This window comes from Williamsia sp. D3 (assembly GCF_000506245.1).
In the GTDB taxonomy this organism is placed as follows: domain Bacteria; phylum Actinomycetota; class Actinomycetes; order Mycobacteriales; family Mycobacteriaceae; genus Williamsia; species Williamsia muralis.
Map to the genome: position 1 here is coordinate 1 of NZ_AYTE01000005.1, position 14,128 is coordinate 14,128.

Annotated in this window: 11 protein-coding genes, 2 pseudogenes and 1 other annotated feature; of the genes and pseudogenes, 5 read left to right on the forward strand and 8 right to left on the reverse strand. The window is 61.6% G+C overall.

Annotated elements, in window-relative coordinates:
- The coding region (locus W823_RS57995) for a hypothetical protein (protein ID WP_038252326.1) at positions 1–262 on the forward strand (262 nt) is incomplete at its 5' end.
- Between the two features lie 114 nt (positions 263–376).
- On the opposite strand, the gene W823_RS35425 is transcribed toward W823_RS57995, so the two are convergent.
- The 6 genes and pseudogenes from W823_RS35425 to W823_RS35455 form a co-directional block, all read right to left on the reverse strand.
- Positions 377–1,669, reverse strand: coding sequence for an MFS transporter (locus W823_RS35425; RefSeq protein ID WP_023955283.1), 1,293 nt, complete (start codon positions 1,667–1,669; stop codon positions 377–379).
- A complete protein-coding gene (locus W823_RS35430) occupies positions 1,666–2,778 on the reverse strand; it encodes a PLP-dependent cysteine synthase family protein (RefSeq protein WP_023955285.1) in 1,113 nt (370 codons plus the stop codon). The genes W823_RS35425 and W823_RS35430 overlap by 4 nt, the downstream gene beginning before the upstream one ends.
- Positions 2,779–3,825: 1,047 nt before the next feature.
- A pseudogene (locus W823_RS35440) lies at positions 3,826–4,404 on the reverse strand (MFS transporter); the annotation flags it as partial.
- A 63-nt stretch (positions 4,405–4,467) separates the two neighbouring features.
- Positions 4,468–5,319 (reverse strand): IS21-like element helper ATPase IstB, encoded by an 852-nt coding sequence (gene istB / locus W823_RS35445; RefSeq protein WP_023955291.1) that lies wholly within the window; start codon positions 5,317–5,319, stop codon positions 4,468–4,470.
- Positions 5,316–6,668, reverse strand: coding sequence for a DDE-type integrase/transposase/recombinase (locus W823_RS35450; protein ID WP_023955293.1), 1,353 nt, complete (start codon positions 6,666–6,668; stop codon positions 5,316–5,318). Before W823_RS35450 ends, istB begins: the two co-directional genes overlap by 4 nt.
- Before the next feature lie 1,497 nt (positions 6,669–8,165).
- The gene (locus W823_RS35455; RefSeq protein ID WP_023955295.1) at positions 8,166–9,086 is read right to left on the reverse strand and encodes a ParA family protein; all 921 of its coding nucleotides are present in this window, start codon (positions 9,084–9,086) and stop codon (positions 8,166–8,168) included.
- Positions 9,087–10,539: 1,453 nt separating this feature from the next.
- Here W823_RS35455 and W823_RS59480 point away from each other — a divergent pair.
- From W823_RS59480 to W823_RS59495, 4 genes are all read left to right on the forward strand, one after another.
- Positions 10,540–10,854, forward strand: coding sequence for an IS3 family transposase (locus W823_RS59480; protein WP_023955297.1), 315 nt, complete (start codon positions 10,540–10,542; stop codon positions 10,852–10,854).
- Positions 10,812–10,945, forward strand: a sequence feature (AL1L pseudoknot). It overlaps the preceding gene by 43 nt.
- Positions 10,946–10,991: 46 nt before the next feature.
- Positions 10,992–11,258 (forward strand): IS3 family transposase, encoded by a 267-nt coding sequence (locus tag W823_RS59485; protein ID WP_369792573.1) that lies wholly within the window; start codon positions 10,992–10,994, stop codon positions 11,256–11,258.
- Between the two features lie 69 nt (positions 11,259–11,327).
- The gene (locus W823_RS59490) at positions 11,328–11,624 is read left to right on the forward strand and encodes a hypothetical protein (RefSeq protein ID WP_369792575.1); all 297 of its coding nucleotides are present in this window, start codon (positions 11,328–11,330) and stop codon (positions 11,622–11,624) included.
- Positions 11,584–11,790, forward strand: a complete 207-nt coding sequence (locus W823_RS59495; RefSeq protein ID WP_369792574.1) for an IS3 family transposase — start codon at positions 11,584–11,586, stop codon at positions 11,788–11,790. The genes W823_RS59490 and W823_RS59495 overlap by 41 nt, the downstream gene beginning before the upstream one ends.
- 858 nt (positions 11,791–12,648) lie before the next feature.
- Here W823_RS59495 and W823_RS35470 read toward each other — a convergent pair.
- Both W823_RS35470 and W823_RS35475 read right to left on the reverse strand, forming a co-directional pair.
- A pseudogene (locus W823_RS35470) lies at positions 12,649–13,794 on the reverse strand (IS256 family transposase); the annotation flags it as partial.
- Positions 13,795–13,851: 57 nt separating this feature from the next.
- Positions 13,852–14,128: ATP-binding protein (locus W823_RS35475; RefSeq protein ID WP_023955301.1), on the reverse strand; the 277-nt coding region annotated here is incomplete at its 5' end.

Below are 14,128 nucleotides of genomic sequence, written 5' to 3' on the forward strand. Positions count from 1 at the left end.
GGCGCCAAGAGGCCGGGGAGCTCCGAAACCCGGTGGCGCAGCCAAGAAGCCGGGTTCGGCGAAGCCGGCAGCCGAGGCCCCCGAAGCCGCGGAGGCGACCGCCGAGACCGAGTCCGAGGCGACATCGGTCACCGAAGAGCCGGCCACCACGGGCCAGGCCGGCGAGAAGCCGCCGGCCGCGCAGGTCAAGGGCCTGGCCATCGGCGGAGGTGCCAAGCGTCCCGGAGCCTCAAGGAGGCGCCCAGGAGCATCCACCGACTGATCTACGTCATGACCTGGGTTCTTCCACAAGCTGTCCAGGGATCGGTGCACCTGCTGACGGTCGTGTGCGAGTTGAACAGCCAATGCTTGGCCCCACCACTGAGCTGCGGCCGGCCTATGCTCGTTGCCGGTGTCTGCCGCCGGCCTTGACGGGTGGGGGTTGGGCAGGGGAGGGGGACAACCGTCCGGACCGTTCGAGCTTGTACAAAGCGGCTACACAGATCGTTCCTACTACGGTTAAGGCCACCCAAATCAGTGACCCCAGACGTGCGTCACTGAGGATGCCGAACACTGCGCCGGTACCCAAGTTGCCGAGCAGAATGCCGAACCCCACTACGGTGTTGTAGAAGCCGTAGTGAGTAGCGACGAGTTTGTTGCCCGAAAGGGCTACGACAGTGTCCATTTCGAATGGAAATACCGCTGCTGTGCCGACCGCCAGCAAGGCTGTGGTCACGATCAATGCTCCCGCGGCGGTCCCCCCGCCCCAGATGGCCGGGCTGGACACCACCGTGAGCGGAATGAACGCGAGGGCCATGATCGTCATGCCGACGACCAGGCTGCGGCCTGATCCCCATCTACGGGAAAACCACGACGTGATCTGCAATTGTCCAGCGATGGCCACCACTCCGGACACCACGAACAGCGAGGTCACCAGGGCGGTATCTGAGTTTCCATGTCCAGCTATCACCGCCGCCTGGAGCGGCAGCGCCAGATAAATCTGGAACGAGAGAACGTATGACCCGACCATGGCCAACGCAAACAGCACGAAGGGGCGGTTGGAGAGCACCACCCGCCAGTCCTCGAGCACCCGAGTCTTGGCCCCGGACTCCTCGGGGCGGTGTGACGGCAACGCCCAGATCTGCACAATGGTCAACACGGCGAAAACGGTTGCCGCTGCCAGCGCGGTGATCTGGAAGTCAAAAGTCATTAAGGCCAGACCGATCAACGGTCCCAACAATATTCCAGCCTGATAGAACACATTGAAGACGGCGAAGGCCTGAACCCGTCGCGGGCCGGAATCTGCGGCGAGGTATGCCCGCACAGCTGGATTGAACAGAGCGCCGGCAAACCCGGTAGCAACCGACGCGACCAGGATCGCCGGCAGCGATTCCACTGCGGCGAGCAACACAAAGCCCGCAACCCTGAGTAAACACCCAGCAACAATGAGGGGTTTGAACCCGAGGCGGTCGGCAAGCGTCCCGCCCAGGAGGAACATTCCCTGTTGAGAAAAGTTCCGAAGGCCGAGAACCAGTCCGACGGCCCAGGCGGCCAGCCCTAACGGGCCGGCCAAGTATCCGGCCAGGTAGGGCATCAGCATGTAGAAGCCCACGTTGATGGTGAACTGATTCACCATCAGCACCTGACTGGGTCGATCAAAACTGCGGAACTGAGTCAAAAGTGTTCTCATGACACGGCTTTCGTAGGATCGACCACGGTCGCGCATCGGGTCCACCTCTTCACAACCTCATCTGAGGGGTGCCCGATGGTCGCCGGCTCGGTGGGTGGGTGTGCATCTAACAGGCCGTGGCGGCTGCAATATTCGTCGTTGTAGATGGTGTCGAAGTAGCGCTGCGGTCCATCGGGGAATACGGCAGCGATCCGTGTTGCTGGGGGACTGGTGCGTGCAATCCAGCCGGCAGCTAGAGCTACCGCTCCGACGCTCCACCCGCCGCTGGCATGGTGGGTAGAAGCCAGTGTGCGGCAGGACCACACCGCCTCATGCGGGGCTACCCAGTGCACCTCGTCGAAGGCTGAATAGTCGACGTTGTCGGGGTAAATGCTGGAGCCCAGCCCGCGCATGAGTCGGCTGTGGGCGGGTTGCCCGAAGATGGTCGATCCCACAGTATCTACGCCGACCAGTTTGAGGTCGGAACGGTACTGGCGAAGAACACGGGCAACGCCTGCGGAGTGGCCGCCGGTTCCCACCGAGCACACTAGTGTGTCAACTCGTCCGAGCTGCGCAATCAGTTCGTGTGCGAGTGATTCGTAAGCATCGACGTTGTCAGGGTTGGTGTACTGATCGGGGCACCACGAGCCTGGGTGGGCGGCGAGAAGCTCGCGGACCTTGTCGCGTCGAGCCTGCTGCCATCCCCCAGTGGGGTGCGGTGTGGTCACCAGTTCGACGTGTACGCCGTATGCGGTCAGCATTCGATGGACAATGGGCTCGAGCCCCGGATCGGTGACAAGGGTGACTGGGTGGTCATGGGTGGTCCCTGCCAAGGCCAGACCTAAACCGAGTGTGCCGCTAGTGGATTCAATGATTCTCGCGCCGGGTGCGAGATCGCCGCGGGCTTTGGCTTGTTGAACCATGTGTAGCGCTGGTCGGTCTTTCATTCCCCCAGGATTGGCTCCTTCGAGCTTCGCCCAAAAGCCTCGTCCGTTGTCGGCGAATGGCTCACCGATCCACAGAACCGGCGTATTGCCGACCATGGGGCTTGGTTGTGCGCATTGGCTAGCGGGAGCTGGCGAGAAGGCGTCAGACGAGCGAATGGAGATGGTGGGAACAGCATTGTTCATGGGTGAAGGAACCTCTGTATATGTAACTGCGACAACGCAGTAGGTGAGTGGCGGGCAGCATTGAGCAGGCCATGAGGGCGAACACCTCAAATGGTCTGGCTGCCGATCAGCACCTGTTGATACAGAGATCGTTTAGGGTGGTCCGGCCGAGCCGGATTGGGATAGGAAGATCTGGTGGGGACCGGGAAGCGAGCCGGGCCCACAGCAGCATCGCGCCGATGGAAAGCGCTATCGCAACGAGAGCGGCGACAGTAGGGGGACGGAGTGGATTGTCCGACCGAGGCATGGCGATGACGGTGTGCGTCTCGTGATCCATGTGAGGGGACCCGTCATCGATGTGTGCGTGACCCGGCGTCTGTTCGCCAGCGAAGAACGTTGACGAGGTCACGACATGGACGTCACTGTCCGGGTGACCGTTGGCGGGCAGGAACCCGCACTGAGTGATGGCGTGCGCAAGCAGATACAGAACGGACGCGACGACAACAATGGTTTGCTTACGCGGGAGGCGTATCGCATGAGCCGTCACAATTCCCCGACTGTAGCAGCGAAATTTTCGACGTCCGCTCGCCAACCTCAGGTTTGGGCAAGTTCTGACTCACTCCACCAGGTCAGCCCGGGTCAAGTGCACTGCGGTGATCCCGAACACACTTAGGGGCGCATCCTTATGACGCGTCGGATAGCTGTGCCCGACCAGAGCGGCGGCCTCGCCGCAGTAATTGACAGTGATTGAAAGTGGGCCCACCAGGTTGACTGGTTGTCACGCGCTCTGTTGCCTGTAGCTCGATGGCAATCTATTGCCGGTCGCTCGTCGATTCTGCTGTCCCTTAGTTCCTGGGGGGTGTGCAGTGTGCTGGTGTTGTGGTTGGGGTGGTGATTTCGGTGAGTGCGCAGCCGATGAGGCACTTGACAATACGGCGAGTGATCGCACTGCGGCCGATGGCTGTGATGAACGGCATGGAAGGCCTTTCTCGGGGACTCAGGGCGTGTGTGTTCCCGGGGGTCTGGCAGAGCGTTTGGGTAGTACGCCCTGCCAGGCCCGGGCCGCGGTCAGGTTGCGCTTGTGGTGGCGTCGGCGGGGGCTGCGCCGGCGTTGGGTTTCGGTGTGCGGATGGTGACGAGTGCTAGGGCTGCACCAGCTAGTGCGATAGCGGCTGCGCCGAGGAATGCTGCGGAGAAGCTGTCGGTGAGTGCTGCCTTGTTGCCGAGTTGGTCAGCTCCGTACGCGGCGGCGACTGCGGTCATTGCGGCGAGTCCCAGTGCGGAACCGACCTGGTAGCTGGTGTTGACGATGCCGGATGCCAGGCCGCCTTCTTCGGGTCGTGCTGCGGAGATGGCCGTGCTCAGGGAGGGGATGAAGGCAAGGGACATGCCGAGCGCCGCGACCAGGGATGCGGGCAGGACGTCAATCCAGTAACTGCCGTCGGGACGGGCGAAGGAGAGCCAGCCCAAACCCAGGGCCAGGATCAGCAGCCCGACCACGATCGGCACTTTGGGTCCCATAGTGCCGATGACTTTTGGTGCAAGAACGATCATGCCCAGCATGATGAGGCCGGTCATGGGCAGCAGTGCTGCTCCGGATGGGAAGGCGTTGTAGCCGAGCACTTGCTGCAGGTAGAGGTTGAGGAAGTGACGGGGCTCAGGAAAATTCCCCAGTGGTGCTCATCGAAATTCCCCACCCGTGAGGTGGGTCTACTGTAGCGGCCGGCGGATGGTTCCGGCGGCGGTGCGGTGGTTTTCTGATCGGGCGTGGTGGTCTCGCAGGCGATAGGAATCGCCGTCGAGTTTGAGGACTACCGAGCGATGCAGGAGCCGATCGAGCATGGCCGCTGCGACGGTCGTGTCGCCGAGGACTTCGCCCCATTCGGAGATGCTGCGGTTGGTGGTGATCACGATCGACGTCTTCAAATATCGTTGTGCCACAACCTGAAACAACGCAGAGGCAGCCTCGGCAGGCAACGGCAGATACCCCAGCTCATCAATCACCAAGAGTGTCGGCCCGGCATAGAACCGCATGCAGGTGGCCCACCTGCCTTCGATAGCCGCTTTGTGGCAGCGGGCCGCCAGATCGGCAGCGGTGGTGACGTAGGTGCGGTACCCGGCGTGCACCGCCGCTCGGGCAAGCCCGACCGCCAGATGTGTCTTTCCTGTGCCTGGCGGACCCATGAGCAGGACGTTTGTCGCTGATTCGAGGTATCCGCAGGTGCCGAGTTCGGCGATCAGCTGGCGGTCCACGCCGGGAGCGGCGTCGTAGTCGAACCCGTCCAGGGTGGCTGGGGTGGGCAGGCTCGCGAACCGCAACCGGCCGGCCAGGCGCCGGGCCTGGTTCTCTTCGACTTCTACGGCCAGGAGTTGTTCGAGGGTGCTGGTCATCGACCACCCCTCGCCCTGTGCCCGCTCGAGCATCCCCGGTAAGGCCTCCGCGGCGGCGTGGAGTTTGAGCACCGCCAGGTGGTGCCGCAGTTGCTGGTAGACCGAGATCTCAGCTTGCGTCGCCGGCTCAGGCACCGCGTTGGTGGTGGTTGTTGTTTTGGTGCGGGTCATCGCAGCGTGGTCCTGTTCTGTGCGGCGCGCTCATAAGCGCTCATGTCGATCACGGTGGCAGACTCGTCGGCCGTGGCTACCGTGTGGGAGTTGTTGTTCAGCAATAGATCTGCAGCAGCGAGCGCGCTCTTGCCGGGTGGGATCCGTTGTTTGCGGCGGTGCGGAGGTCCACCGGTGTTGGCCGTGGCCATCGCCTCGGTGTTCAGCGCATGGACGTGGCCGTGATCGCGGACCATCACCCCCGACCCCTCAGCGGCGAGGCGGTGGCGGGCGACGACGATCCCGCCGGCGGTGGCGATATCGATGTGGGCGTCGCCGAGCTGATGGGTTACGGTCACCTCGCCCATCGCGAGCTCCGGCGGCACCGAATACTGATTGCCTTTCCACGCCACCAACGCCTGCCGGTTCACCTTCCGGGTCTCGGTCATCATCGCCGGATAGGGTGCACTCGGCAGCGATGCTAGGGGTTCACGATCGGCAACTGTTGCGACGGTGGACCTTCCGTCAGCGGTGACCCGGACGCGGGTGTCTCCTCGGCGGGTGCAGAACGTGTCCAGACTCTTCTGGGCTTGCTCGGCGGTGACGTCATCGCCCAGGGTCCGCCACCACCGCTGGGCGGCGACCCGGTTGGCTGCCTCCACGACGCCTTTGCGGTTCCCGCGCCGGGGCGGGCAGATCGCGACACTGACTCCGTAGTACTTGGCCACGCCTGCGAAAGATGCTGTCACCGAACCCGAATCGGGATGGCAGACCGTGGCCATCCGGTCGAACCGCCACACCTTCGTGAGGCCGCCATGCTGGCGGGTGACCCGGTCGAGGCCGGCGATCAACGTCGGCTGGGTCATATCGGCGGCCAGGAAGCCCCGCCAACGCCCCGAGTGGGCCAGCGACCCAACCAGCAGATGCGCAGTCTTACCCCAGCCCCACGACGGCGGTGGGTCCGGTAGGTCCACCCAATCCCATTGCGTCTCTTCACCCGCAGGGTGGTCGATGATCGCGTTCGGTCGGCTGGTCGCGGTCTGACATTGCGGGCAGACCGGGCGCAGGTTCCGAGCGCGGATTTGGCGGGTCAGCGTTTGATAGGACTGGGTGTAGCCGAGGTCTTCGAGCTCATCGCACAACGTTCGGGCCCATAAATGTGGGTCGTCGATCAAGCGTGCGGTGATGTAGGCGACGAACACCTCGAACGCATCGACGGCGCTGCGCGCCCGCTCGCCGGGCGAGCGGGTGCCGTTGAGATAGGCGCGGACCGTTTTGCGGTCTCGGCCGGTGTGGCGGGCGATCGCCGAGATCGTCAACCCTCGTTTGTGCAGGGCGTGTACTTCCATATCGTCCTCCCATGTAAGCATGAGAAAGCGGGTCTCCTTCGAGTAGCTGATGAGTGGTCAGAGACCATCAGCATCGAGGGAGACCCGCCCTCGTTGGCGGTGCCACACGGGTGGGGAATTTCAGTGAGCGTTACTGGGGAATTTCAATGAGCGCCGTCAGCGCCGAGCGAGTGCTGTGTGCGTTTCTCTCCGTTTGCATTTCGGCGCATAGCACTACGATTAACATCGACGTTAGACGCCTAGCAGAAGGTGCGAACGTGCACGCCGCAACGGCCTGTCGTGCACTGCATCGTCTCCAGGCCCAAGGTTGGATTACAAGAACCGCTGAAGCGGAGGGCACCTGTTCAGCAACGTGGAGGTTGAATCGTCCCCCACTATCCACAGCTGCAACACAAGTGGAATCACGCCCCTACGGATCTGGGCTTACAGAACGTCTCCAGCACGCTCAAAGGGACGTTTGGGTTTGGAATGGTGGTCTTGGAGGTGCGGCTGAACAAATCCACCGTGCCTGGGGGCTAGGGGTGGGCACCGTGGAGGACGTTGTTCGGCGTACGGGGTACGGACGCGTGGTGGTGTCTCGTTGGCTGGACCGAATGCAACGGTTGGGCCTTCTCGTGGAGTGGCCCAACTGGACTCTAAGTAGTCAGTTGCTTGACGTCGCGGGCGTCATGACCCGACGTATACATCGCCATCGCTGGGAGAGAGCGGTTCGCGACTGGTGGAATCAAGAAGTTGCTTGGCGTAAGCGTAGAGGTAAGCAACGAAAACGTGGGCCACGGCCCGCCGAGATCTACCCCGCCGCCATCGCACTGCCTATCGCAGCACCTGAGCGGGTCCGCTACGGCCGCTTTCCGACCAATGCTGAGGGGCGTATGGCGTACGGCCGAGCCTTAGACCGGGTTGCATTACATGACAGTCTTAGTGTGGCGTGAGTCTGTGTGGGCGCGCGCGTTCTTCGTTAAGGCAGGTACGCGTCCAGAGCAGCGTGGCACAGTTGAGACCGGTTCTCGGCAGCAATCTCCTCGCTCTCCCAAAGTTCGTCTAAAGCGATAACATTCGCGCGGCGAGTTCGGAAGGACAGCGTTGTCCGTTCAGCCGATTTTCTCGGTGTGGTTCGCACAAATATGCCGTCGGACGCTACATTCGGGCGCAGGTGAGCTACCAGTGCTCCTAGCTCATCCCGATGGGCAACAATCGCATCCATGATCACGTTCGCGTAGGCCAGTTCGTGGTCCTTCGCATACCGTTTGAGACGTTGAACTAAAGGTACAGGCAGTGACAACGTCACTGGAACAAGCGAATTGGCAGCCGAGTCGTTCGCGCGCCTAGGCATGCGTGGCTGCTTGACTTCCTTGGGCGGTGCGGTCGAGACCGCGGCCGATTCGGTATTTGCTGCTGGCGGCGACGATTTGACCGCATCGCCTGGTGTTGGGTTAACGCGCGGTTTTCGTGGAGGCGGCCCAGGAAGCGCGTTCGCTCGCTTGAGGCCGGGCACCGCACTCAGCGATGGTCGCTCACTCATACGGCTTCATCCTCCGCGTCAGCTGATTCCATCTGCGCGATACGTTGCAAGATCTCCTGACAAAGCAGTACGTAGTCCTCAGCCAATGCGGGAGCGCTTCCTGGCACCCGCGTCGGGGTCCTTCCCTCTTTCAGCGCTTTCCAGTACGGCTCGGCATCCTCGACTTGCTCAGCGAGCTCATGGATGAGCTTCCCCTCCTCGCGGGATTGCACAGCGCAGGTCTCCGTGTGGCGGATCACGGATTTAAACAAGGGAGCGGCGCCGCCAAGCGCGTCAGTAATATCCTGAATCGCATTGCGTCGTACAGCCTTCGCCGAAGTCGACACGTCGAACAGGACTGCGCCCAGGACATCAATGTCGGGATGAAACTGACGAACCTGAATAATCTGAGTCGCGAGTGCCCCCAAACCAAGGATGCTCGCACGGTCAGGTTTGGTTGGAACAACTATCCATCGCGTAGCGCCCAGGGCGACCTGAAGAAGGCTGGGGCGCGTCGGCGGTGTGTCAAGAACAATGAGGTCGTACTCCCCTGCCAACGGGGTCAACGCCTCAGCCAACATGCTGTGGACTTGCTTCGATCGCTGAGCCCGACCTACGAGAATGGACTCCAGGTCGTCGAGAGCCTCACCGCCGGGAATTACATCGAGATTCGGGCGGACCTCGCTCAAGACCGGCGCTAGCTTCTGGCTTGAACCGAGCGCGTCGAGGAGATGCTGGCCATTGTCGGTTGACCCGGCTTGGTTGTACCCGAGGTCCTCGCCGGCGTTGCCCTGAGGATCCAGGTCGATAAACAGAGTTCGCCAGCCGGCCGCAGCGGCAAGCCCCGCACAATTCACTGAAACTGAGGTTTTACCGGCACCGCCTTTGCCGTTCGCAAAGGCGACGACGCGAGAAAGCTCCGGCGTTAAGTCGTCCATGACTTCCTGCTTTCGATGGTGAGTTGCTGCGCGGTGTGCGACACGAAGTGAAGTGCGTATGGGTGCGCGATGTAGGAGCCACGATAGTCCAAGCTGTATGGCATCGCCTGATGCGACACGCACTGTTTTCACTACAGCCCGCTTCAGTTCTGCTAATGCGTCCGAGCCTGCTGCCTAGCCTAGGGGCCGATGTGTAGCTTGACCTAGGAAGGACCGCAGTTGCTTCTATACAGTGCGCAATGACGCGGGCTGTAGATGAGAACTTAGTTAAAGAATTAGTCGATGGCGTCCGTGCCGAAGTGTGGCTGCACGTATATCGAATACTGCGGCGGCGGGCAGGGTGGCAAGTACTGTATGAAAGCATGCCGTATTCGGGACCGACGCTAAGGATGGACGTATGTAGTTACGTAATGGCGGCATTAATGCGTGCATTACGGCCAGCCTTAATAGGCTCTGAACTGGGCGAACTAGCTTCGTGTACAAGGGACTCCGCCTGGCGATAACGGGTCAAACGGTCATCGACGGCGTGACAGTTGTGGGGTGTCGGCGTGGGCGATATGCGGTGGTGGCGCTCCGTACGTAGAGACCGACCCGGTGCGTCAGACATGGTCTACTTTCGGGAACGCGTGCGTCCTGCGGTCGATGAACGGGCGCGGTAGTCAATGGCCGAGGCACACGGAACAGACCAAGCCCGAGGTCGAGACGGTGGACTTGTACGTCCGGACTATCCCGATCCGGAAGCCGTGGGCCTACCCCCTCGCCGACAGGTGTAGATATTGCGTTGCTCATTTGTCCGACCGGCGCGCAGATTCATGGCAAGTAGTTCGCGGACCCGCCCAGCTTGCGCATGCGTCCGCTTGCAGGACCCACGTCAACCGTACTTAAGGCGACACGTAATGCGTGCATTAACGCGGGACTTAATTCGGGTGAGTTCGGCAACCAGGGCGGCTACCGCGCTGCCGCTTCAGTGCACCGCTGACGGACAGCATGTTCCGCGACTGCGGCCGACGCGACTCCAACGACGCTCGTCGAAGGCTGTCCAGCCAGTCGGGAGTGCCTTGTGGAACCGCGCGGAGATACGCCAATACAGCCTAGTTCGACGCAAGACATCTGTGACTAGGAGGCGTGAAGCCCGCTTCCGCCAATGATGCCGACAACGCACGCAGCCTGCTGTCACGTGACGAAATGGCCGGGCACTCCGGCCCGCAGTCATTGACCGCGCGACTCGACGTACGAGAAGCACGGCTAGAGCCAAATGCGCCACAATCTGGTACCTCTCCGGCCACCAATCGACTAGCCGTTCGCGGGTGCACCTGCCGTGGCCTCGAGTAGGCCGACGGCCCCCTTAGCGCACCGTGCGCACGGCGGGCGTCAAAGACGCACTTTGCGCGCTAGTTGGAGGGCTCACGTGAACCGTCCTGGGTCTGGTGGACCGTGATCTCACCAGGAGAATGTGAAGTTCGGCCAAGAGACCCGCGAGCGGGCTGTGAGGATGTACGAGGACCGGCTGGCGTCGCATGATGAGTCTAAGCTGGCGGCACGTAAGCACGTCGGCGCCTTGTTGGATATCAATCCGGCGACTCTGCGGAACTGGATCGAGAAGGACCTGCCCGTTGCGGCGGCGGAGGGTTCGAAGACAGTCGCTGAACAAGATTCTGAGCTCGCGTCGCTGCGCAGAGAGAATGCTGAATTACGCAGGGCCAATGAGATTTTGAAGACTGCTTCGGCGTTCTTCGCAGCGGCGGAGGTCGACCGCCGACTGCGGTGATCGTCGATTACATCGACGCTCACAGGGGCCGGTTCGGGGTCAATCCGATCTGCCGAGTGCTCACCACGAGCACGGAATGCACATCGCCCCGTCCACCTACTACGCCCGCAAGAAAACGGGCCCGATCCTCGGCCGCGATGCTGGCCGAGGCGTACGACGCACACGCGGTCTACCTGGAGTTCACCCGCCAGCGTAGTTCGATGCACCACCGAGCTATTGCCTATGGAGTGTGCAAAATGTGGCATGCGATGTGGCGCGCCGGCCACATGATGGGCCGCGACCAGGTCGCCCGACTGATGGGAATCAGCGGGATCTCCGGCGCGGTTCGCGGCACACACCGCACGGTCACCACCCGGCGCGAGGACAAGGCGCCCAGGTACCCTGATCATGGTAAGCGGCAATGAGATTCGCCTGACCGTCCGGATCAGTTGTGGGTCGCCGACGTTACATATGTCTGGACGCTGGCCGGGTTTGTGTACGTGGCGTTCCTTGTCGACGTCTTCTCGCGTCGCATTTTGGGGTGGCGAGTGATGTCGAACAAGGAAACTCCGCTGGTTTCCAGTGTCGTCGAGCAAGGTTGTTTGTCGTCGAAGATACGACTTCTCGTTCACTGCAACGGGTTTGGTGCATCACAACGACACCCGGAGTCAGTATACGTCGATCGCTTTCAGCAAGGAACTGCGCGAGGCTGGCATCACCGGATCTATCGGAACGGTGGGCGATGCCCTCATGGAATCAGCGATTGGTGTGTACAAGACCGAGTTGATTGAGCGGGATCGTTCCTGGAGCAACCGGGCCGAGGTTGAACGTGAGACAGCGGCATACGTGCACTGGTACAACAGCGACCGACTGCACTCGTCCATCGGCTATTGCTCGCCGATCGAGTACGAGAGCCGCTACGGTGAGCAGGTCGCCTCCGAGGCGGAGGTGGCTTGAACCGGGTCTCCATCCGGTCCAGGACGGTTCAGCCTGCCCACTCGGGTTGCCAGAACTAATCCCTCCGTGAACCGAGCTGCCTAGCCCGACAGGCCGACTGCATGTTCGCCGCACAACCGCACGCGTTCAGTTTCAGACACTCCGTCTGAGGCGTATTCCAGCTCGGTCCATGTCCCTGGTCGGCGGCATCCGACGACCATGCATTGCCGGGTCTCGTCCTGACTCGCCATCATTGCCCTTTACCCTCACTCACCCCCGGGGAAGTACAGCGGCACTGCGGCTCCCTGTTCGACCGCAAGGCCTGCCAAGCAATCTAAAAGGCGGTGTGTAGGACCGCAAGTTGACGGGGCCGACGTCGACATGGGCGGTCGGTGCATTCCGGTGACACCTACGAGGTGCCCCGCGAGTCCAGGCACGTCTATTGCCAGTTCCAAGGCAAGGGTGCGATCCACGTATGTGCTGTTGCCCCGAGCTCGCTACTGCTGCCGCTACACCGGCAGCGATGACGTGAACATCCCGAAAGGTCGCTGCCCTTGCGGTCGAGTAGTCGGAAGGAGAGCGCTCGGCAGGGCTGTCGTCGGCTCGCACTGACTCCCAGAACCACATCCGAAAGCCGCGGTGAAGCCGCACAACGAATCTCATAAGTGGGCAATTGCCCATTCGAGGAAGGCTGATTGGGTGGGCCGGAACCCACAGACACGAAGCCACCGTGACAGCAGCATTAGCGCTCGCGATGTCGATCCGGTCAACACCCATTCACATCTCGCGAGACGACAACGCTCACACTAGCTGCTTGTATTAGCGCGGTCCGGTGGGGCGGGAGTGTCCGATTAACGGTGGATCCGACCTTGATGTCGGTTAGTTACCGTTCGGGGTGATGCGTCCTTCGAAGGTGATCGCAAACGCATTGAGCGCGGGCTTCCACCTCATTGCCCATCGTGCCTTACCTTTCCCTGTCGGGTCCAGAGCACGCGTGGCCAGATACAAGCATTTGAGCGCCGCCTGTTCGGTCGGGAAGTGCCCACGCGCCCGTACCGCGCGCCTGTAGCGAGCGTTGACAGACTCGATCGCGTTCGTCGAGCAGATGACCCGCCTAATCTCGACGTCGTAGTCCAGGAACGGAACGAACTCACTCCACGCGTTGTCCCACATCTTGATGATCGCTGGATACTGCTGACCCCATGTCTGCGTGAACTCTGCAAATCGTTCCCTGGCCGCAGACTCCGACGGAGCGGTGTAGACAGGTTTGAGATCACGTGCCATCGCATCCCAATACTTCCGTGATGCGAACCGAAAGGTGTTGCGTATCAGATGAATAATGCACGTCTGCACCACGGCGAGTTCCCAGACGGTGTTGATCGCCTCAGGTAATCCTTTGAGTCCGTCGCACACCACGATGCAGACGTCCGCCACACCACGGTTCTTGATCTCGGTCAGGACCGAAAGCCAGAACTTGGCGCCCTCACCGCCCTCGCCGGCCCAGATCCCCAGGATGTCGCGTTCGCCATTAACGGTGACCCCGATCGCCACATACATCGGCCGGTTTGTGACCTGCCCATCGCGCACCTTCACGTGCACCGCATCGATGAATATCACCGGATACACCCGATCGAGTGGCCGGTTCTGCCACTCCGTCATTTCCCCGACGACCTTGTCGGTGATGCGTGAGATCGTGTCCTTCGACACCGACGCTCCGTAGATGTCCTGAAAGTGCGCGGATATCTCGCCGGTCGTCAAACCCTTTGCAGTCAAGGACAATACGATCTCATCAATACCCGTCAAGCGTCGCTGTCTCTTCTTAACGATCTGCGGGTCGAACGAAGAGTCGACGTCACGTGGCACTTCAATCTCCACCGGCCCGATCTCGGTAAGTACGGTTTTGGACCGTGTACCGTTCCGGGAGTTGCCGCTGCCGCGGCCGGCAGCATCATGTTTCTCGTAGCCCAAGTGCTCGGTCATCTCCGCGTCTAACGCGGTCTCTAGAACGTTCTTGGTGAGTTGACGGGGCTCAGGAAAATTCCCCAGTGGTGCTCATCGAAATTCCCCACCCGTGAGGTGGGTCTACTGTAGCGGCCGGCGGATGGTTCCGGCGGCGGTGCGGTGGTTTTCTGATCGGGCGTGGTGGTCTCGCAGGCGATAGGAATCGCCGTCGAGTTTGAGGACTACCGAGCGATGCAGGAGCCGATCGAGCATGGCCGCTGCGACGGTCGTGTCGCCGAGGACTTCGCCCCATTCGGAGATGCTGCGGTTGGTGGTGATCACGATCGACGTCTTCAAATATCGTTGTGCCACAACCTGAAACAACGCAGAGGCAGCCTCGGCAGGCAACGGCAGACTA